We start from the raw sequence: 19,576 nt of genomic DNA, 5'->3' as shown, positions 1-19,576 counted from the left end.
GGCTCCCGCCCCCGGCCGCCGCGTCCCCGGCCTTGGCGTCCGGCCGCCATGCCCGATCCCGGCGTCCGCCCGCCGCGCCCGGCCCCGTCCCGGGCACCCGGGTCCGGGGAGACCCTGATCCGTCCCCGTACAGAACCCTGATCCGTCCCCCATCCGGAGCCGACCCCCTGCCCGGGACGGGGCGTGCGTGACTACTCTGGTGGCGGTGGTGCCGAGCGCACCACCGCCTCGCGTGTGAGGGCCGCCCGCCGGCGGCCCGCGGGGCCGACCTTCGACCCGAGGAGTGACTCCCTCCAGCAATGGACGGATCGTCCGGTAATACCCGCGCCGCCCCCTCGTCCGAGGCGGCGGCATGATCGTCTCCCTTCTGCTGCTCGTCGCGGCATTCCTTCTGATCCTCGCCAACGGCTTCTTCGTGGCCGCCGAGTTCGGCCTCGTCACCGTGGAACGGGCCGACGCCGAGCGCGCCGCCGCCGAGGGCGACCGCCGTGCCCGCACCGTCGTCACGGCGCTGCGCGAGCTGTCCTTCCAGCTCTCCGGCACCCAGCTCGGCATCACCATCACCTCGCTGGTCACCGGCATGCTCGCCGAGCCCGCGATCGCCGGGCTGCTCGACGGGCCGCTCGGCGCCACCGGTCTCCCGGCCGGCGCTGTCTCCGGCATCTCCGTACTGATCGGCATGCTCCTCGCCTCCGCCGTGCAGATGGTGGTCGGCGAACTCGTGCCGAAGAACTGGGCGGTCTCCCGGCCGCTCCAGGTGGCCCGCTTCGTCGCCGGCCCGCAGCATGTGTTCTCCGCCCTGTTCCGGCCGGTGATCGCCGCGCTCGACACCGTCGCCAACCGGCTCGTCCGGCTCTTCGGCGTCGAACCGGCCGACGAGCTTGACTCCGTGCGCACCCCGGGGGAGCTGGTCTCCCTCGCCCGCCACTCGGCCCAGGCCGGCACCCTCGAACAGGACACCGCCGACCTCTTCGTACGGACCCTGACCCTCGGCGGGCTCACCGCCGACCAGGTCATGACCCCGCGGGTGAAGGTGAGCGCCCTGCAGTCCGACGCGACCGCGGCCGACGTCCTCAACCTCACCCGGGCCACCGGCCTGTCCCGCTTCCCGGTCTACCGCGAGCGGATCGACGAGATCGTCGGCATGGTCCACCTCAAGGACGCCCTCGCGGTCGTCCCGCACGAGCGGCACCGGGTCCCGGTCGGCCGGATCGCCGTCCCGCCGCTGCTCGTCCCCGAGTCGCTGCCCGTCCAGGCCCTGCTCGAACGGCTGCGCCGTGAGCAGCCGATCGCGGTCGTCGTCGACGAGTACGGCGGCACCGCCGGCGTCGTCACCCTGGAGGACATCGTCGAGGAACTGGTCGGCGAGGTCCGCGACGAGCACGACACCGCCGCCGACGCGCGCCCCGAACTCGCGCCCGTGCCCTCGGAGGACGGCTCCCAGATCTGGGAGGCCGACGGCTCCTGCCGGGTGCACACCCTGCGCCGGATAGGGCTCGACGTGCCCGACGGACCGTACGAGACGGTCGCCGGGCTCGTCGCCGATCTGCTCGGGCGCATCCCGGCCCCGGGCGACCGGGCCGAACTGCCCGGCTGGCGCCTCTCGGTGCGCCAGGTCGACCGCTACCGCGCCGAACGGGTGCGCCTCATGCGCACCGCCCCGGTGCCCGTCGCCGCGGAGGCGGTCCGATGAGTCTGCTGCCCCTGCTGTTCGCCGTCCTGCTCGTCCTGGCCAACGGCTTCTTCGTCGGCGCCGAGTTCGCGCTCGTCTCCGTCCGCCGCAGCCAGATCGAACCGCTCGGCGGGGCCCGCGCCCGCCAGGTCCTGCACGGCCTGGAGAACCTGCCGCAGATGATGGCCGCCGCCCAGTTCGGCATCACCGTCGCCTCCCTGACGCTCGGCGCGGTCGCCGAGCCGACCGTGGCCCGGCTGCTCGAACCCGTCTTCCACGCCGTCCACGTACCCGAGGGTCTGATCCACCCCCTCGGCTATGTGATCGCGCTGGCCGTGGTGGTCGTGCTGCACCTGGTCATCGGTGAGATGGTGCCGAAGAACCTGGCCATGGCCGACCCCGAGCGCACCGCGCTGCTCCTCGGCCCCGGCCTGGTCGGCTTCGCCCGGATCTGCCGGCCCGTCACCACCGCGCTGGGCGCCTGCGCCCGGCTGGTCCTCAAGGCCTTCAAGGTCGAGCCGAAGGACGAGGTGGAGGCCGTCTTCACCCGTGCGCAGCTCGGCCGGCTCGTCGAGGACGCCGGCCAGGCGGGACTGCTCGACCCGGCCGAGCAGGAGCGTCTGGAGGACGCCCTGGAGCTGGGTACCCGCCCGGTGACGGATGTCCTCATACCCGCCGCCGCGCTGGTCACGGTCTCCCCGTCGGCCACTCCGCGCGAGATCGAGGAGCTGACCGTACGGACCGGCTACTCCCGTTTCCCGGTCCGCGCCGAGGGGCGCGGCACCCTCATGGGCTTCGTGCACGTCAAGGACGTCCTCGACCTGGAGGACCGGGAGCGCGCGGTGCCCCAGCAGGTGTGGCGCCCGATGGCCACGCTCCGGGCGGAGCTGCCGCTCGACGACGCGCTCACCGTGATGCGCCGGGCCGCGACCCATCTGGCCCAGGTCGCGGACGCCTCCGGGCGGGTGCTCGGTCTGGTCGCCCTGGAGGACGTCCTGGAGATGCTGGTCGGCGAGGTCCGTGACCCCGCCCACCGGGTCGTGGCACCTGCCGCGCGGCCGGACGCGCGGCAGGAGCCGAGGCCGGTGAAGGCCCTGGCGGGCTGACGGCCGGTGACGGCCCTCGCGGGCCGAGCCGGAACCCCGGCCGGTCCGCGAGGTGCCGGCCGGTCCGCGAGGCATCGGTCGGTCCGCGAGGTGCCGGCCGGGCCCGGGGCAGCGCCCGGGCCGCCGTCCGGGGCGGAGGAGCCGCCGGACGGGCCCTGGGCTCGGGGAGGCCGCCGGGGTCAGATCCCCGGCGGCTCCTGCGGGCCGCGGCCGGCCGGGCCGCGGCCCGACAGCACCTCGCCGTACGCCTGCATCAGATCGGGCAGCCGCAGCGTCGCCAGATCCTCGCGGGACGGAGTGGTCGCGAAGCCGGACAGCCGCAGATCGCGGTACGCGCAGGACTTCTCGTACAGGGTGCGCAGGAACCGCCCGTTGCCCAGCTCGTCGATCCAGCCCTGCTCGACCACGTGCCCGCTGATCGAGCGCAGCTCGTCCAGCGCCTCCTCGTCCCAGCCGTCGCCGTTCGCGGCGGCGAGCACCCGGCCGATCTCGGTGAGTTCGAGCGGGCGGTACGAGGGGAAGTCGACCCGGGTCGTGAAGCGCGAGGACAGTCCGGGATTGGCGGCGAGCAGCCGGTCCATGCCCTCGGGGTAGCCCGCCAGGATCACCACGAGATGGTCGCGGTTGTCCTCGGCGCGCTTGAGGAGGACCTGGAGCGCCTCGTCGCCGTAGGCGTCGCCCTTGCTGTAGCCGGTGTTGGAGAGCGCGTACGCCTCGTCGACGAAGAGCACCCCGCCGACCGCCGAGTCGATCAGCTCGTTCGCCTTCACCGCGGTCTGGCCCAGGTACTCGCCGACGAGATCGGCGCGCTGGGCCTCCACGAGATGGTCGCCGCCGAGCAGACCGAGCGCGTAGAAGACCCGGCCGAGGATGCGGGCGACGGTGGTCTTGCCGGTGCCGGACGGGCCCGAGAAGACGAAGTGCCGCTTGGGCGGCTGGACGGGCAGCCCCTCCCCGGCGCGCAGCCGGGCCATCTCCAGCTGCGCCGACAGCGCCTTCACCTGGCGTTTGACCGGCTCCATGCCGACCATCCGCTCCAGTTGCTCCAGCGCGTCGGCGAGCAGCCGGGGGTCGGTCGGGCTCGCGGGGAAGCGGGGCGGCACCGGCTGGCGCGGCACCGCGGCCTTCTGCCGGACGAACTCGGGGGGCTCCGGGGGCTCCGGAGTCGTGAACGGGGGTACGGCCTCGGTGCTGACCAGCAGCCCGTCGCCGGCCGGCACCTCCGGCTCGAAGCCGCCCGCGGCCTCCGTGTCGGCGGCGGTCGGTATGTCCTGGCCGAGTCCGCCGTACAGCGGCGCGCCCGGCAGGGGATCGTCCGGGCCCTCGAAACCGTCGTACTCGGCGATCGCCGTCAGCCGCGCGGTGGTGTCCATGAACGCCGGGTCGATCCGGTGCACGGCCCGGTAGAGGGGGAGCGCGGCGGCCGTCCGGCCGGTGCCCTCGTGGGCCCGGGCCAGCCAGTAGCGCAGTTCCTTGCGCTGCGGCTGTTCGCTGCGGCAGCGCATCAGCGCGGCGGCCAGCATCGGTTCGGCCTGTCCGTACATCTCCAGGCGGACCCGGGCCATGCCGCCGAACAGGCCCGCCTCGATGCCGAGGAAGGGGTCGTCCACCAGCGGCTCGGTGTGCCGGACCAACTGCTCCCAGTCCTTGACCAGATATGCCCGGCAGGCGTGCAGGAAGCGCACGTGTAAGTCCGTGTCGACCGGTGGGAGACCCGCCAACGCCCGGTCCAGCTCGGCCACATGGCGGCCGTCGAGCCAGTGCGAGGCGTGCGCGAGCAGCAGATCGCGCGGGGTCTCCAGCACCGGCTGCACCCACCAGCCCAGCCAGTACCAGGAGTTGAGGGTCCGCCGGTGCCGCGTCCGCTGCTCGCCGAACCGTTCCCGGTGGCGGAACATCCGCAGCAGCGCGGTCGTGGTGTCCACCCGCAGCGCGTGCAGGCCGAGCCACCCGTCCGCCATGCCGGGGTCGATGCGTACCGCCGTCCGGAACTCCTCCTCGGCCTGCGGATACGCGCCCATGGTGTAGGCGTCGACCCCGCGCAGCCAGGCGAGTTCGGCGGGGGCGTGCGCGCCCTGTGTGCCGAAATCCATCGGTCCCCCACAACCGTCTTCACGTGGACGGGAATTGACCACACCGAGGGGCATCGTACCGGCGGGACGGGCGTCTGAAGAGGGAGAAGGAGCGGATCCCCTCGATCAGGGGGATCCACGAAAAGCCGCTCGGCTGGTTCCCGACGCGGCGATGGCTGGTTCACCGATGGTTACGGACGGTGAGTCCCGGAGGCGGAACGAAGCCCCCGATCACGGGGGAACAACCGGGGGCTTCGCGTCCGCGGCGGCTTCGCGAGCCGCACATTGAGAACGTAAGACCTGTACGCCCCTTGGGTCAAGCCGAGTTGAGGCACTCGCGCAAGCGGAATACCGACGGCTCAGTTTGCGGCCGGTGAGTTGTCACCGTACGTGATGGTCTGGTGCGTGCCTGCTGCCACAGAAGGCCCGGGCCGCCACACGTACCCCTCCTGGCACTCGCGCACCAGGGTGTCGGCGAACGGCCGTGAGGGGTCCCCGGCGAAATGGCGAGTCTCCGCCACGGTCCAGCCGTCCCAGAAATCCGACAGCGCCAGCCCGTCCCGCCGGCGCCCGCGCACCCAGGACTCCTCGGGGCCGCGTTCCATCCACAACAGCCGCGCCAGATGGGGCCGCAGCGCCCGCCGGCCGGCCCCCACGCCCTCCACCAGGACGACGGGCGCGGGGGGCAGCGGCCGGGGCGGGCCGAAGCGGCGAAGGTCCCAGTCGTACGGGGAGTAGAGCGCGCTCTCGCCCCGGGAGAGCGGCCCGAGCACCTGGCGCAGCATCCGGTCGGTCCAGGCGAAGGGCTCGTCGTGGGTGGCGAGGTCGTCGAGATGGAGGACGGGGGCGGGGCCCGTGCGGGCGCCGATGCGGTCGGCGGGGCCGGCGCCGGTGCCGGTGTGACCGCCGGGTCCGGGGCCGGTGGGTTCGCTGCTCCCGCCGTCGTCGGCGCCGCCGAGCGCGGCGGCGAGCCGTGCGGCGAGCGTCGACTTTCCCGAGCCCGCGTGGCCGTCGATCGCGACCAGCCGCACCGGGCCGCAGGAGGGCGGGAGCCGGCGCAGTTCGGCTGCCAGGCGGTCGAGGTCGTCCATGGACCCCAGGGTAGGCGAGCGGATCCGGCGGCCCCGCCGTGGCTGCCGCAGGTCAGCGCGGCATGGGCCGCCAGTGGAGCAGACCAATATTGCTCGCTCGGCACCGGCCGAATCGCTGGCAGAAGCCCTCCGGGAGCCGGGATAGTGGGGCCCGCAGCCCGTCCCTTCGCCACCCCGACTGGAGGGTCCCCGCCCATGCCCCCTGCCACCCCGCGCAGAACCGTCCTCGCCGCCGCCCTCGCGACGGCCGCCGGCACGGTCGCGGCCACCGCCACCCCTGCCCTCGCCGCCGCCGCAAGCGCCGGCCGGGACACCCGCGCCGCCGCCGGGACCGCCACCACCGTCGCGACCGGCCAGGCCGACCCGGCCGGAGGCCCGGCCCCGGCACCCGGACTCGTCGACAACCGCTTCTGGCACACGTACACCGACTGGCGCTGCGGCACCCCCGCCGGCACCCGCGCCGTCTCCGGCCACCGCCCCGGTCTCGTCATCGGCGCCCCGGCGGGCACCGCCGACTACACCGATCCGCACACCGGACGGACCAGCGCCTGGGAGTACGCGAGCTGGACCTCGCCCGTCCACACCTCCACCGTCCCGGCCACCGAGGTCATCGCCTCCTGGAACGCCGACACCCCGGCCGGCACCTGGATCCAGGTGGAGCTGAGCGGCACCTACGGCGACGGCACCAAGACGCCGTGGTTCGTGATGGGCCGCTGGGCCGCCGGGGACGCCGACATCCGCCGTACCTCCGTCGACGACCAGAGCGACGGCAAGGCGTCCATCTGGACCGACACCTTCTCGGTCGACGACCCGGCGAGCGGGCTGCGGCTCGTCTCGTACCGGCTGCGGCTCACCCTCCACCGCACGCCCGGCACCACCCTCACCCCCACGGTGTGGCGGATCGGCGCGATGGCCTCCGACGTCCCCGACCGGTTCACGGTGCCGGCCTCCACGCCCGGCGCGGCCCGCGAGCTGACCGTGCCGCGCTACTCGCAGAACATCCACGTCGGGCAGTACCCCGAGTACGACAACGGCGGCGAGGCCTGGTGCAGCCCCACCTCCTCGCAGATGATCATCGAATACTGGGGCCGCCACCCCGCGCCGGAGGACCTGGCCTGGGTGAACCCCGAGTACGCCGATCCCCAGGTCTGCCACGCCGCCCGGTCCACCTACGACAGCCAGTACGAGGGCTGCGGCAACTGGCCCTTCAACGCCGCCTACGCCGCCTCCTACCCGGACATGAACGCGGTGGTGACCCGGCTGGGCTCGCTCACCGACCTGGAGAACCTGGTCCGGGCGGGCATCCCGGTCATCACCTCCCAGTCCTTCCTGAAGGCGGAGCTGACCGGTGCGGGCTACGGCACCTCGGGCCATCTGATGACCGTGATCGGCTTCACGGCCGACGGCGACGTGATCGCCAACGACCCCGCCTCGCCCAGCGACGAGGCCGTCCGCCGCGTCTACCGCCGGCGGGAGTGGGAGAACATCTGGCTGCGCACCAAGCGCTACGACGCGAACGGCAAGGTCAGAAGCGGTTCGGGTGGAGTCTGCTACCTCTACTGGCCCTTCAAGCCGACCGGCACACAGCACCGGGTGCTGCGCTCGCTCGGGGTGCTGTGAGGGGTCGCGCTCCCGCGTCCTGACGGCACCACTCCCGGCCGCCCCGCATGAGGCGGCCGTACCGGTCCACCGTGACCTTGACCGAACGTCGTCCGAACCGGCGGGATATCCCGCCGAGGGGCACACCGTTCGGCGGGGCCGCGGTGGACCGCTCGTCGCGCGGGCCGTGTGGGGCGTACGCGGGTGGATCTCATGTGCGCCTCAGCGCCGGCGGAGCGGGCCCACTGTGGCCAGCAGCGTGCCGACGAGCACATAGGCGACGAGGGCGAGAACCGGCATGTGTCCGCCGGGGCGGTCGATGTCGTCGGTGCAGTACCCGGAGATCCCCACCCAGGCCAGCCCGCCGACGACCACGAGCACGGTGTTGCCGCGCTCCCGCAGCAGCCGCATGCCGGCCCACAGCAGGAGCGGCATGAGTACCCAGGAAGCGGCCGTGACGAACAGGAACTCGAAGGCGCCGGACAAGGGCGTGTCCCCGTTCGCGGCCGCGCTGTCGCGGGCCCACGCGTAGCCGGCGGACATGAGGGCGTGACAGGCCACGGTGGCGACGGCGACGGCGAGGGCGCCTTTGACGAGTCGTATGTACGGCATGGCGGGAACCCTTGTTCTTCGCAGGCCGGCGGGCCCCGGCACGGATGCGTCGGGGCCCGCCGGCTGTGCGGACGGAACCACGAAGTGGCGCGTGTCCTTCAGCTGTTACAGGGCGCGTTCCAGGGCGTTGGCGTAGAGCCGGGCACCGGAGATCTTCGGGTGGAACGACTTCATCGACGGCTCGATCCCGCCGCTGTCGGCCTCGGCCTTGCCGGTCAGGACGATACCGTTGATCGATTCGGGGTCACCGCAGATCGCCTTGCCCTGGAAGTCCTGGGCGGGGTCGACGAAGGTGGCTCCGGCCGACGTCGCGGCGGCCTTCATCTCCAGGCTCAGCTTCGGAGCGACTTCGTCGTTCAGCCAGGGCGCCTCCTCGGTTCCGATGCCCGGGATGCACTGGCCGTTCGCGGACAGCAGGGGAGGGTAGCCCACGAGGTAGACCTTGGCGTTCGGCGCACGGGTCTTGATCTCGCCCAGCACCGAGACGATCCGCGGCTTGACCTCATTGGCGATCCAGCCGGGCATGAAGTTCTTGAGCGGACCGCTCATCTCACCCGTCTTGGCCCCCGTGTCCGGGTTCCGCTTCTCGATCTCGGCGTCCTGGCAGAGCTTCAGGCCCGCCGCGTAGATGCATTCCGTGATCACGTCCGTGAACAGGGAGTCGTTGCCGCCGATGGCGATCGTCACGATGTTCGTGTTCTGGTCGAGATAGCCGAGATCCATCTGCGGCAGCGAGTTGTCCTGGTTCTTGCCGCCCGACTTGACGTTGAAGGTCCGGGCGCCGGAGCAGGCGACGAAGCTCAGGTCGACATCGCCGTACGCGTCGGAGATGGCGCCGATGGACTGGGACTTGCCGGGCAGGGTCGCCTGCCGGACCCAGGCCTGCTTGGAGCGGTGGCACTTGTTGACCACCTCGTCGTTGCCGATGCTCTCCTTGTAGTCCGTCTCCCGGAAGTACTCCTTGCCGTTCTCGGTGTCGGCGCCTTCACCGGAGGCGAAGGAGTCGCCCATGCCGACCACCTGCGTGGGCTTGGTGTCGAGGTGCTGGAACGCGACGGAGTCCCAGGAGATGTCGACTCCGATGTTCTCTTCGGTGATGTTGGACAGGGCCACCGACGGGGTGCCGGTGAAGTTGAAGACGCCGAGCGACCGCCACTCGTTGCTGCGGATGCGCTGCGGGGCGACCCGGTGCGGGGACTGCGAGTCGGTTCCCGAGACCGTGTACTTGGCCTGCTGGGACCGTGCGGCCACGTTCGGCATGTGGACCAGGACACGGGTCCAGCCCTTGACGGTGCCGGGGCCGGTCCAGGTGCCGGTGACCTTCAGCCGCGGCGCCTCCGCGGAACCGGCCTTGTGCGTGGTGGCGAACCAGATGTGGTTTCCGTAGCCCACACCGAGCTGGTGGGTGTCCATCTTCGCCGAGGGCGAGGCGAAGTCGAACTTGAACGACCCGGACGACTGCGCGGTGTCCGAGCAGCGCCTGAAGTCGGCTCCCGCGATCGGCTGACCGGAGTTCAGGTTGTCGACGATGGGCGTGCCGACCGGAAGACCGGAACTGCACCGGGGCGGGTGGGAGTTGCCGTCCGCCTCCTCCGCGTAGGTGTTGTCGAAGCGGAACAGCTCGTAGCCGCAGGCACCGGCGGCGCAGTTCTTCCACTCCACCTTGGTGGCCCACCAGCACCGGTAGTCCGTGCGCTGGCACGGGCCCGTCGCGGGCGAGTCGTTCGTGGCGCCGTCCTTGATCTTGCTCGGGTCGCACTCGTTGGAGCCGTTGCAGAACAGGTTGACCGGCGGCTTGGCCGTGGTGCGGAAGAGGGGATCGGTCCACCAGGCGGCCCGGTAGCCGTGGACGAGGGTGCCCGGCGACTCCAGGGCCTCCAGCGGACGCGCGGCCCAGCCGATGACCTTTTCCGGGTACGGCCAGTACTGCGGCGTGGCGGCGTGCGAGTAGTCGTCACCGCCGACGGCGTTCTCCAGGAACGGGGTGCGGTTGGGCTTGTAGGTCGGGTTGGCCGGGTTGTTGGCCCAGCCCACGCCCCACTTGCCCCCGTTCTTGCCCGCGTCCGCCTGGGGGTAGAAGCCGGAGTTGTAGGCCCACAGGGCGAAGAACCAGTTCTCGATGCTCTTGGGGTCGCCGTTGTTGACGGTGAGGCCGGCGCCGCGGGTCTGGTTCCACTTCTCGGCGAGGATGTTCACGCCGGCCGCGACGTTCGCGGTGTAGTCCAGCGCGACGGCCTCCTGGTAGGCACGCGGCTTGGACGGCCGGACCTCGCCGTTCGGGTACGGCTTGCCGGGCAGCCGCATGCCGTCGGTGACCTGCGTGATGCCGTAACCGCAGTCCGCTGCGGCCCAGTTGATGGCCCACGGGTCGGCGACCTGGCCGTGCTCGTCGCGGATGAGTCCGTAGTAGTTGCCGATGAGGCTGTTGGCGGTGGTGCCCGGCGCGGCGAAGCGGGTGGCCTGCCACATGTTGGACTCCTGGGCGGTGATGCCGAGGAACACCTGTGCCGGGATGCGTCCGCCGCCGGTGAGCGAGGTGAGGCCGCCGACGAGGGCCTGCGGCGCGTAGGCGCCCATGCCCATGTTCTTCCAGTTGGCGGACCGGTACACGTGCGTGTCCAGAGTGCCCTCGATGGCCCGGTCGACGGCCCACTCGATCTGCCGCGGCTTCGGCTGGAAGGCCTGCTTTTGCGGGTTGCCCCGCTCAACGGCACAGGTGCGCTCGGACTCCGGCTCGGAGATGTTGAGCGACGGCACCTTGTCGCCGCCCACGGTGACACCGCCGGCGGAGGGCGGCAGGCCGAGAGCCGGGGAGAGACCCGAGCCCGCGGCCGGGTCCGATCCGACAGGGGACGCGGAAGGGTTGGCCTCGAGTACGGGCTCGCTGCCGGTGGGCAGGTGCTTCATCTCGATCCGGACCGTGCGCGCCGTCTCGTATTCGGAGGGGCGGATCCGGGTGTCCTTGCCGTCGGCCCAGGAGGCTTCGACCATGGCGCGTGCCGTGGTGGAGGCGGTGGCCTCCTTGTCGATCCCGCCCGGGTTGCGCACGTTCGCGGGCAGGGTGCCGACGTTCTTCGCCACGCCGGTGACGATCGCGGTTCCGTCGGCGGCCCGGGTCAGGTCCATACCCGTCAGGTTGCCCTCGGCGACCGTCCGGGCCTTGACGGCCTTGCCCTTGAGCTGGGCACGGGTCAGGTACTTGACCTCGGAGGTGCTGCCGGCGGACGCGGCCTCGGCGGGCTTCGCGCCGGCGGGCACGCCCTTCGCGGCCGGGGCGGGGTGCGTACGGTCCAGGAAGGCGATGCCGCCGTCCTTGGTGACGGACAGGCTGAAGGGCGTCTCGTCCGTACGCGTGACCAGCTCGGACGTACCGCTCGGGGTGATCCGGACGATGGCGTTGCCCTGCGCGGCGACGATGCCGTCGCGGGTCGGGACCGCGGAGGTGACCTGGCCCCGCACCGTGGTCTTCGTCGTCGTCTTGCCCGTACGGGCGTCGACGGCGATCAGGCGGGTCTCGTTCCGGGCGGACGTGTTCTCGTCGGTGAACTGCGACAGGACCGCCTGCTCGCCGTCGCCGCAGCCGGGCGAGAAGTAGGCGAGGCTCGCCTGGAACGGAAGCTTGGTGACCTTCCCCGAGTTCAGGTCGACGGCGGCCGTGAAGGCGCCCCGGGCCATGAGGTCGGGCTTGTTGGTGAAGGTGCGCGGCGCGTAGGCGACGAGGGCACGGTCGCCGGACGCGGTGACGCAGGCGTTGCCGATCCAGGTGTCGGTGTCGGAGAACCCGGGTTCGAGGAGGGTCGCCGCGGTCTTCCAGCGGTAGCCGTCGGCCTCGTCGGCGGTCATGAGGTGGAAGCCGGTGGCGTCGCCGATGGTGGTCCACGCGGTGTCGGCGGACGTGGCGTAGTCGCTGCCGAGCACCTTGCCGCGCTCCTTGGCGGGAACGCGGTCCTTGTTGCCGTTCTCGTCCGCCTTCACGCCGGGCGTGGCCGGGCCCGACCAGCCCTCGGCGGCGTTCGGGGGCGGCGTCGGCGTCCGCTGTGCGACGGCCTGCGCCTGTATCGCCGTGCCGAACGCCATCGCGGTGGCAATGGCGCACGTTATCGGGATGCGTGCGTACGTGTATCTGCTGACCCGTCTCAAAACGTCGACTCCTTGTATGCGGGGCGAGGGAATGTGCGCGGGCACGGCGGAGTCTTCGCCCGCTCGACGCGAAGGCGCGTGCGTCATGGGGCGGAGAGGGCCGCTGTAGGGACAAGGGGGGTCGGCCGGAATTCTCTTGAGGCTGCTTCCGGCCGGCACGCGGCTCCCCCGGAATCGCGGAGAACCGGCCGACAAGGGAACTCGGACTCCGGTTCCGTGGAATGACGTCGGCTCAACGTGGCGGGCTGCGGACGGGGTGGCCGAAACAGCTCGGCCGTAACGGCTGCCGCCTACGGCGCGGCTATGACATCCCGTCCCTCCTCGTGCCGGCGCGGCGGGAGGAAGGCTGCCGCGTGTGGTACTGCGTCAGCAACGCTCGTCCCGGCGACACACGGGGACCGGGCAATGACCCGAGCCCCTGAGCGCGCGTTCACTCTAGGCACAGGGGCACCATGCGTTAAGGAGTGATCAAAGACATGGCAAAAAATAGGCTGTGACGGCAATTCACCTGAAATCGGAATGTCCGATCACGTGACCGGTGATCTCGCGGAACGGCAGCGGTGCGGGTGGGAGGGGGCGCGTTCGGCACATTGGCTGATTCCGCCTCTGACCGCCGGTGCGGGACGCGCCGCGATTTCGCGGCGCCCAGGTTGTGCCGGTTATAGGCCATCCAGCTTATGGATCTTGCCCGCGGGTCCTGGAAAACGCAAGATGTGGATCTTGATAATCCGAGAGTGGGCATCTCGTGCTCATGAAACGCGGTCCACGGATATTCGGAAGGACTTGTTTGCGTCCCGTGAGTGGTTCGGAGCACCTCCTAGGTTTTGCCGGGACGTCCGGCCGAGGACTCCGGCCCCGCCGAACGGGCACACTCCGCCCCTTCGGCCGCCTGCCGCCCGCCCGCGCGGCCCGCCCCGGGGCAGCATCGGCGCTGTGCCGGGCCGCCCGGGCCCGGCGGGGAAGGAGCGCCCGCCATGCCCGACCACGCCCAGGGGCGGTTCGTGGAACGCCGGCTGCCCACCGAGGAGGCCCGGGAACTGCTCGCGCTGGTACGCGAGATCGCCGCGCGCGAGATCGCTCCCCGCGCCGCCGAGGAGGAGGCCGAGGGGCGTTTCCCCCGCGAGCTGTTCACCCTGCTGTCCGCCTCCAACCTGCTCGGCCTCCCGTACGACTCCGTGTACGGCGGCGGCGACCAGCCCTACACCGTGTACCTCCAGGTCCTGGAGGAACTGGCCGCCGCCCGGCTCACCGTCGCCCTCGGCGTGAGCGTGCACAGCCTGTCCTGTCACGCGCTCGCCGAGTTCGGCAGCGAGGAACAGCGGGCCGCGCATCTCCCGGCGATGCTGGGCGGCGGGCTGCTCGGCGCGTACTGCCTGTCCGAACCCTCCTCCGGCTCCGACGCGGCCGCCCTGCGCACCCGGGCCGTCCGGGACGGCGGGCAATGGGTCCTGGACGGCACCAAGGCATGGATCACCCACGGCGGGATCGCCGACTTCTACACGGTGCTGGCCCGCACCGGCGAGGACGGCCCGAAGGGGATCACCGCGTTCCTGGTGCCGGGCGACGCGCCGGGCCTGAGCGCCGCCGCACCCGAGCGGAAGATGGGCATGCGCGGCTCGCCGACCGCCCAGGTGCACCTGGACGGAGTACGGCTCCCCGACGCGCGCCGGATCGGCGCGGAGGGGCAGGGTTTCGCCATCGCGCTGGCCGCACTCGACTCCGGGCGGCTCGGGATCGCGGCCTGCTCGGTGGGGCTCGCGCAGGCCGCACTGGACACAGCTGTGGCATATGCCCGGGAGCGGCGTCAGTTCGGCCGGCCGATCGCCGACTTCCAGGGCCTGCGGTTCCTGCTCGCCGACATGGCGACCCGGATCGAGGCCGGGCGGGCCCTGTACCTGGAGGCGGCGCGACTGCGGGACGAGGGACGGCCGTTCACGAAGCAGGCGGCCATGGCGAAGCTCTTCTGCTCGGACGCGGCGATGCGGGTCACCACGGACGCGGTGCAGGTGCTCGGCGGTTACGGCTACACCGCGGACTTCCCCGTCGAACGCTTTCTGCGCGAGGCGAAGATGCTCCAGATCGTCGAGGGCACCAATCAGATCCAGCGTGTGGTCATCGCCCGCCATCTCGCCGGACCGGAATCCCGCCGACAAGGCTGACAAGGCCGACAAGGGCGGCAGGAGAGTACGGAGAGGACGCGGCGGGCCGGAACGCCCGGGGCCGCCGGCCTCGCGCCGCCCCGGCACCGGCCACGCCGGCGCGCTCACCGTGCCCACCACGCCCGCGCGGCACCCGGGCCCGGTCGCCCGCCCCGGGACCGCCCCCCGGCGGCCCCTCGGGCCGGCACCGACTCGGGCCGGCGCTGTCCCGGGCATGCGCCGCCTCAGGCCGGCGCCCTCCCGGGCCTGCGCCGCGCCCCGCGCCGCCTCAGGCCGCGCGACGCAGCTGGGCCGGCTTGATCGGGCGCGAGCCCGGCCCGCCCACGTGCGAGAACGGCTGCATCCGCCAGTCCAGCCCCTGCGGCAGCGTCAGCAGTAGCGCGGTGTCCTGCTCCTGGACCTCCAGCGTCTCGTCCGCCGGCCGGGCGTCGGCGGCGGGCCGCCCCGTCCCGGAGCAGACGGTGAGGACGAAGGGGTTCCACGGGGACGGGCAGAGCGCGTGCTCCGGCAAGGCGTCCTCGTCCGCGAGCAGCGCGATCGGCTGCACGCAGTCCGGGCAGATCACCCGGTACATCTCAAAGGTGTCGTACGCGTCGCGCTCGTCTGACGAGTCGACGGAATCAACGGACTCCTGCATGGAGAATCTCCCCCTCGAACAGGCCGGCCGGATCTGCGGCCGTGACCACAGCAAGCAATTCCCATGCGGCCCGCCGCATAACCGTGAGCCCCCGCCCAAGGCCCCGTAAAACCTGTGGCGTTCGTCACATGAGCGTCACAGGTGCCTCAGGGTGGCCCGAACCGGAGCATAGAGGCCCTCCCCGACTGTTCCGCTCCCCTTCCGGGGCACTAGGGTCACCGCATGGAGGAGCTGGATCGCCAGATCGTCGAGTTGCTCGTCAAGGACGGGCGCATGAGCTACACCGACCTGGGCAAGGCCACCGGCCTGTCCACCTCGGCTGTGCATCAGCGCGTCCGCCGTCTGGAGCAGCGCGGAGTCATCCGCGGCTATGCCGCTGTCGTCGACCCGGAGGCCGTCGGCCTGCCGCTCACCGCTTTCATCTCGGTGAAACCCTTCGACCCCAGCGCCCCCGACGACACCCCCGACCGGCTCGCCGACATCGCCGAGATCGAGGCGTGCCACAGCGTCGCGGGGGAGGAGAACTACATCCTCAAGGTGCGCGTCGCCACCCCGCTGGAGCTGGAACACCTGCTCGGCCGCATCCGCTCACAGGCGCATGTGGCCAGCCGTACCACCGTGGTCCTGTCCACTCCGTACGAGGCCAGACCGCCCCGTATCTAGCCCTGTCAGGTACGCCGCCGGGGTGTTCGCCAAGGCTCTCGACCGGGCTGTCGGGACGCTCGTCCGGGACCCTCCCGGCGGTCCCGGCCGGGCCCGGAAGCGGCCGGGACCAAGATCACCCGGGCCGCCGGAGCGCCCCGATGCGGGGCCCGGGGGACAAACCGGGTCCCGGCAGGTCCTAGCCTGGTCGCATGAGCGTGTACGAAGACCGCACCGTGCTGCTGCGCGGTGGAGAAGTCCACAGCCCCGCCGATCCCTTCGCCACCGCCATGGTGGTGGAGCGCGGGCACGTCGCCTGGGTGGGCTCCGAGGGCGCCGCCGACGCCTTCGCCGCGGGCGTGGACGAGGTGGTCGACCTCGAAGGCGCGCTCGTCACCCCCGCGTTCGTGGACGCCCATGTGCACACCACCGCGACCGGCCTCGCCCTCACCGGCCTCGACCTGTCGTCCGCCGCCTCGCTCGCCGACGCCGCGGAACGGATCCGGGCCTACGCCGAGGCGCGCCCCGAGGACCGCATCCTCATCGGACACGGCTGGGACGCGGCCCGCTGGCCCGAGCGCCGCCCGCTGACCCGGACCGAACTGGACGCGCTCACCGGCGGCCGTCCGCTCTACCTCACGCGGATCGACGTCCACTCGGCCGTCGTCACCACCGCCCTGCTCGACCTCGTGCCCGGCGTCCGCGCCCTCGACGGCTTCCACGACGGGCAGCAGCCCCTCACCGGCGCCGCCCATCACGCCGTACGCGCCGCCGCCTACGCCGCGCTCTCCCCGCGCCAGCGCACCGAGGCGCAGCGCGCCGCCCGGCACCACGCCGCCTCGCTCGGCATCGGCACCCTCCACGAGTGCGGCGGCCCCGACATCTCCTCCGAGGACGACTTCACCGGGCTGCTCGACCTGGCCCGCAGCGAACCCGGTCCCCGGATCGTCGGCTACTGGGCCGACCTCGACATCGACCGGGCCCGTGAGCTCGGCGCCCTCGGCGCGGCCGGCGACCTGTTCGCCGACGGCTCGCTCGGCTCGCACACGGCCTGTGTGCATGAGCCGTACGCCGACCACTCCGGCACGGGCGTGGCCCACCTCGACGCGGCGGCCGTCACCTCTCACATCGTCGCCTGCACCGAGGCCGGCCTCCAAGGCGGCTTCCACGCCATCGGCGACGCCGCCGTCGACGCCGTCGTCGAGGGCGTCCGGGCCGCCGCCGAGAAGCTGGGCCTGGCCCGGATCCGGGCCGCCCGGCACCGCGTCGAGCACGCCGAGATGCTCACCCCCGAGTCGGTCGCCGCCTTCGCCGAGCTCGGCCTGACCGCCTCGGTACAGCCGGCCTTCGACGCGTACTGGGGCGGTGCGGACGGCATGTACGCCGACCGCCTCGGCGCCGAGCGGGCCCGCGCCCTCAACCCGTACGCCGCCCTGCTGCGCGCCGGTGTGCCGCTGGCCTTCGGGTCGGACAGCCCGGTCACGCCGCTCGACCCGTGGGGGACCGTGCGTGCCGCCGCCTTCCACCGGACGCCCGAGCACCGGGTCTCGGTGCGGGCCGCGTTCACCGCGCACACCCGGGGCGGCTGGCGCGCGGTCGGCCGCGACGACGCCGGCACCCTGGTGCCCGGCGCCCCCGCCGACTACGCGGTCTGGCGCGCGGGCGAGCTGGTCGTCCAGGCGCCGGACGACCGGGTGGCGCGCTGGTCCACCGACCCGCGCTCGGGGACGCCCGGCCTGCCGGATCTGACCCCCGGGGCCGCGCTCCCGGTCTGTCTGGAGACCGTCGTGTCGGGGCAGACTGTTTTCGTACGGCCGAACGAGTGACCTAGAGGCGTTCCGAAGGTCTCCGCCCCCACCGGCCCCCGGCTCTCCGCCCTCTCGCCGCCGCGGGCCGAGCGGGCCCGGGCGAGGGGGGTGCCGGGGCCCGGCGGGGAGCCCCATCGCGCCGCGAAGGAAGGTTTCGCCGTCCGGGGCGCGCCCTGGACGGCAGGGTTCCGGGCCGGCCGGGGGCACCGGTCCCCGGTCCCGTACGTACCCCCGGCGCGAGGCTCGCTATGGTGGGGGCTCTCGCAGGTATCCCGAAGGGACAGCAGTGAACGACGGTGGCCAGAGGCGTTACGGCCCGCTCGGCAAGGTCTTGGTGATCATCCCGACCTACAACGAGGCGGAGAACATCGAGCCGATCGTCTCGCGCGTACGGGAGGCGGTGCCCGAGGCGTACGTGCTCGTCGCCGACGACAACAGCCCCGACGGCACCGGGAAGATCGCCGACGAACTCGCCGCCGACGACGACCACGTCCAGGTCCTGCACCGCAAGGGCAAGGAGGGCCTCGGCGCCGCCTATCTGGCCGGCTTCCGCTGGGGCATGGAGCACGGCTACGACGTCCTCGTCGAGATGGACGCCGACGGCTCCCACCAGCCCGAGGAGCTGCCCCGGCTGCTCACCGCCCTCAAGGGCGCGGACCTGGTACTCGGCTCCCGCTGGGTGCCCGGCGGCCGGATCGTGAACTGGCCGAAGTCCCGCGAGTTCATCTCCCGCGGCGGCAGCCTCTACTCCCGGCTCATGCTCGATGTCCCCATCCGCGACGTCACCGGCGGCTACCGCGCCTTCCGCCGCGGCACCCTGGAGGGCCTCGGCCTCGACGACGTCGCCTCGGCCGGCTACTGCTTCCAGGTCGACCTGGCCCGCCGTGCCGTCGCCGCCGGCTTCCATGTCGTCGAGGTGCCCATCACCTTCGTCGAGCGGGAGATCGGCGACTCCAAGATGAGCAAGGACATCCTCGTCGAGGCGCTGTGGCGGGTCACCGGCTGGGGTCTGTCCGCTCGTGCGCGCAAGGCCGGCGAACTGCTCGGCCGCAAGCAGTCCTGACCGTTTCGTAGTTCCGACCGCCACTCCGCAGTCCTGACCATTCCGGTGGTCCCGGCCGTTCCGGCGGCCTCGACCGGCTCGGCCGTGTCGGCCGTTCCGATGGCCCCTACCGCCCTGACCGGCCCGGACGTGCGGAGCGCCGGGTGCTTCCCGCGCGCGTGGACGATCTTCCTTTACGACGTTCCCACGGGCCGCCAGGCACACTGGAAAGCATGACGACCGGCGCATCGCCCTCTTCCACCCCCCGACGCTCCCGTGCGCGCACCTTCCTGCCGCTGGGCTTCGCCGCCTGGCTGGTTCTGGAGATCTGGCTGCTCACCGTCGTGGCCGGCGCGGCGGGCGGTGTCACCGTCCTGCTGCTGCTCGTCGGCGGCGCCGTGCTCGGCGCCACGGTGATCAAACGGGCCGGCCGGCGCGCCTTCGCGAACCTCACCGGCACCTTCCAGCGCGCCCAGGAGGCCGTCCAGCGCGGTGAGACGCCCACCGAGGCCGACCGGGCGGGCGCGGAGGACCGCAACGGCTTCCTGATGCTCGGCGGCCTGCTCCTGATGATCCCCGGCCTGGTCTCCGACGCGGTCGGTCTACTGCTGCTGATCCCGCAGGTCCGTACGGCCGCCGGGCGGTACATGGAGAAGACCATGGAGCGCCGGATGAGCGCCGCCGCTCCCGGAAGCCTCCAGGACGCCTTCCAGCAGGCCCGTATGCGCCGCCCGGACGGCAAGGTGGTGCAGGGCGAGGTCATCCGGCAGGACGGGCCCCAGGGGCCGCGTGAGCCCCACGAGCCCCGCCCGCCCCTGATGCCCTGACGCGAACCTCTGGTCCCGGCCTGGTGCCGCCCGGTCCTCACCTATGGACCGAGGGGCGCCGGCGGCGGGATCCCGACCGAGTATTCCGCTCGAAGGGGCGCGGGCCGTGGCCCGCGCCCCTTCGGACTTTCCGGATCTTTTCCGGATCTCCTCCGTCCGGATACGCGGA

Annotated in this window: 13 protein-coding genes; 8 read left to right on the top strand and 5 right to left on the bottom strand. The window is 72.5% G+C overall.

Annotated elements, in window-relative coordinates:
- The first annotated feature begins 352 nt into the window (after positions 1-352).
- Together ACGFRB_RS30900 and ACGFRB_RS30895 are read left to right on the top strand one after the other, a co-directional pair.
- Positions 353-1,693 carry a hemolysin family protein gene (locus ACGFRB_RS30900; protein WP_363010021.1) on the top strand — a complete coding sequence of 447 codons (1,341 nt, stop codon included), beginning with the start codon at positions 353-355 and terminating at the stop codon, positions 1,691-1,693.
- A complete protein-coding gene (locus ACGFRB_RS30895; protein ID WP_363010023.1) occupies positions 1,690-2,778 on the top strand; it encodes a hemolysin family protein in 1,089 nt (362 codons plus the stop codon). The genes ACGFRB_RS30900 and ACGFRB_RS30895 overlap by 4 nt, the downstream gene beginning before the upstream one ends.
- 179 nt (positions 2,779-2,957) lie before the next feature.
- On the opposite strand, the gene ACGFRB_RS30890 is transcribed toward ACGFRB_RS30895, so the two are convergent.
- Complete coding sequence (locus ACGFRB_RS30890) at positions 2,958-4,871, bottom strand: AAA family ATPase (RefSeq protein ID WP_393247764.1); 1,914 nt, start codon at positions 4,869-4,871, stop codon at positions 2,958-2,960.
- 338 nt (positions 4,872-5,209) lie between these two features.
- Entirely contained in the window at positions 5,210-5,941 is a 732-nt protein-coding gene (locus ACGFRB_RS30885) for a hypothetical protein (RefSeq protein ID WP_393247762.1), read from the bottom strand.
- Positions 5,942-6,136: 195 nt separating this feature from the next.
- Here ACGFRB_RS30885 and ACGFRB_RS30880 point away from each other — a divergent pair, with 195 nt between their 5' ends.
- A complete protein-coding gene (locus ACGFRB_RS30880) occupies positions 6,137-7,561 on the top strand; it encodes a peptidase C39 family protein (RefSeq protein ID WP_393247761.1) in 1,425 nt (474 codons plus the stop codon).
- Positions 7,562-7,762: 201 nt separating this feature from the next.
- On the opposite strand, the gene ACGFRB_RS30875 is transcribed toward ACGFRB_RS30880, so the two are convergent.
- Positions 7,763-8,152 (bottom strand): hypothetical protein, encoded by a 390-nt coding sequence (locus tag ACGFRB_RS30875; RefSeq protein ID WP_393247759.1) that lies wholly within the window; start codon positions 8,150-8,152, stop codon positions 7,763-7,765.
- A 105-nt stretch (positions 8,153-8,257) separates the two neighbouring features.
- A complete protein-coding gene (locus ACGFRB_RS30870) occupies positions 8,258-12,229 on the bottom strand; it encodes an SGNH/GDSL hydrolase family protein (protein WP_393247757.1) in 3,972 nt (1,323 codons plus the stop codon).
- A gap of 1,037 nt (positions 12,230-13,266) precedes the next feature.
- Here ACGFRB_RS30870 and ACGFRB_RS30865 point away from each other — a divergent pair.
- Positions 13,267-14,451: an acyl-CoA dehydrogenase family protein gene (locus ACGFRB_RS30865; RefSeq protein ID WP_393247755.1), complete on the top strand. Its 1,185-nt coding sequence runs from the start codon at positions 13,267-13,269 to the stop codon at positions 14,449-14,451.
- A gap of 268 nt (positions 14,452-14,719) precedes the next feature.
- Here the strand turns inward: ACGFRB_RS30865 and ACGFRB_RS30860 are convergent, their stop codons facing one another.
- Entirely contained in the window at positions 14,720-15,088 is a 369-nt protein-coding gene (locus ACGFRB_RS30860) for a hypothetical protein (RefSeq protein ID WP_363010036.1), read from the bottom strand.
- A gap of 222 nt (positions 15,089-15,310) precedes the next feature.
- Between ACGFRB_RS30860 and ACGFRB_RS30855 the strand changes: the two genes are divergently transcribed.
- The 4 genes from ACGFRB_RS30855 to fxsA all read left to right on the top strand — a co-directional run bounded on the left by ACGFRB_RS30855 (position 15,311) and on the right by fxsA (position 19,407).
- Entirely contained in the window at positions 15,311-15,751 is a 441-nt protein-coding gene (locus ACGFRB_RS30855) for an Lrp/AsnC family transcriptional regulator (RefSeq protein ID WP_361232488.1), read from the top strand.
- 191 nt (positions 15,752-15,942) lie between these two features.
- Positions 15,943-17,556 (top strand): amidohydrolase, encoded by a 1,614-nt coding sequence (locus ACGFRB_RS30850; protein ID WP_363010038.1) that lies wholly within the window; start codon positions 15,943-15,945, stop codon positions 17,554-17,556.
- A gap of 268 nt (positions 17,557-17,824) precedes the next feature.
- A complete protein-coding gene (locus ACGFRB_RS30845) occupies positions 17,825-18,601 on the top strand; it encodes a polyprenol monophosphomannose synthase (protein ID WP_361232482.1) in 777 nt (258 codons plus the stop codon).
- Positions 18,602-18,813: 212 nt separating this feature from the next.
- On the top strand, positions 18,814-19,407 hold the full coding sequence (gene fxsA, locus ACGFRB_RS30840) for an FxsA family membrane protein (RefSeq protein WP_363010041.1): 594 nt from the start codon (positions 18,814-18,816) through the stop codon (positions 19,405-19,407).
- Positions 19,408-19,576 lie beyond the last annotated feature (169 nt).

The sequence above is a fragment of the Streptomyces sp. NPDC048718 genome, assembly GCF_043198875.1.
Classification (GTDB): Bacteria; Actinomycetota; Actinomycetes; order Streptomycetales; family Streptomycetaceae; genus Streptomyces.
Note: the sequence above shows the minus strand (reverse complement) of the source record. Positions and strands in the feature narration are given on the sequence as shown.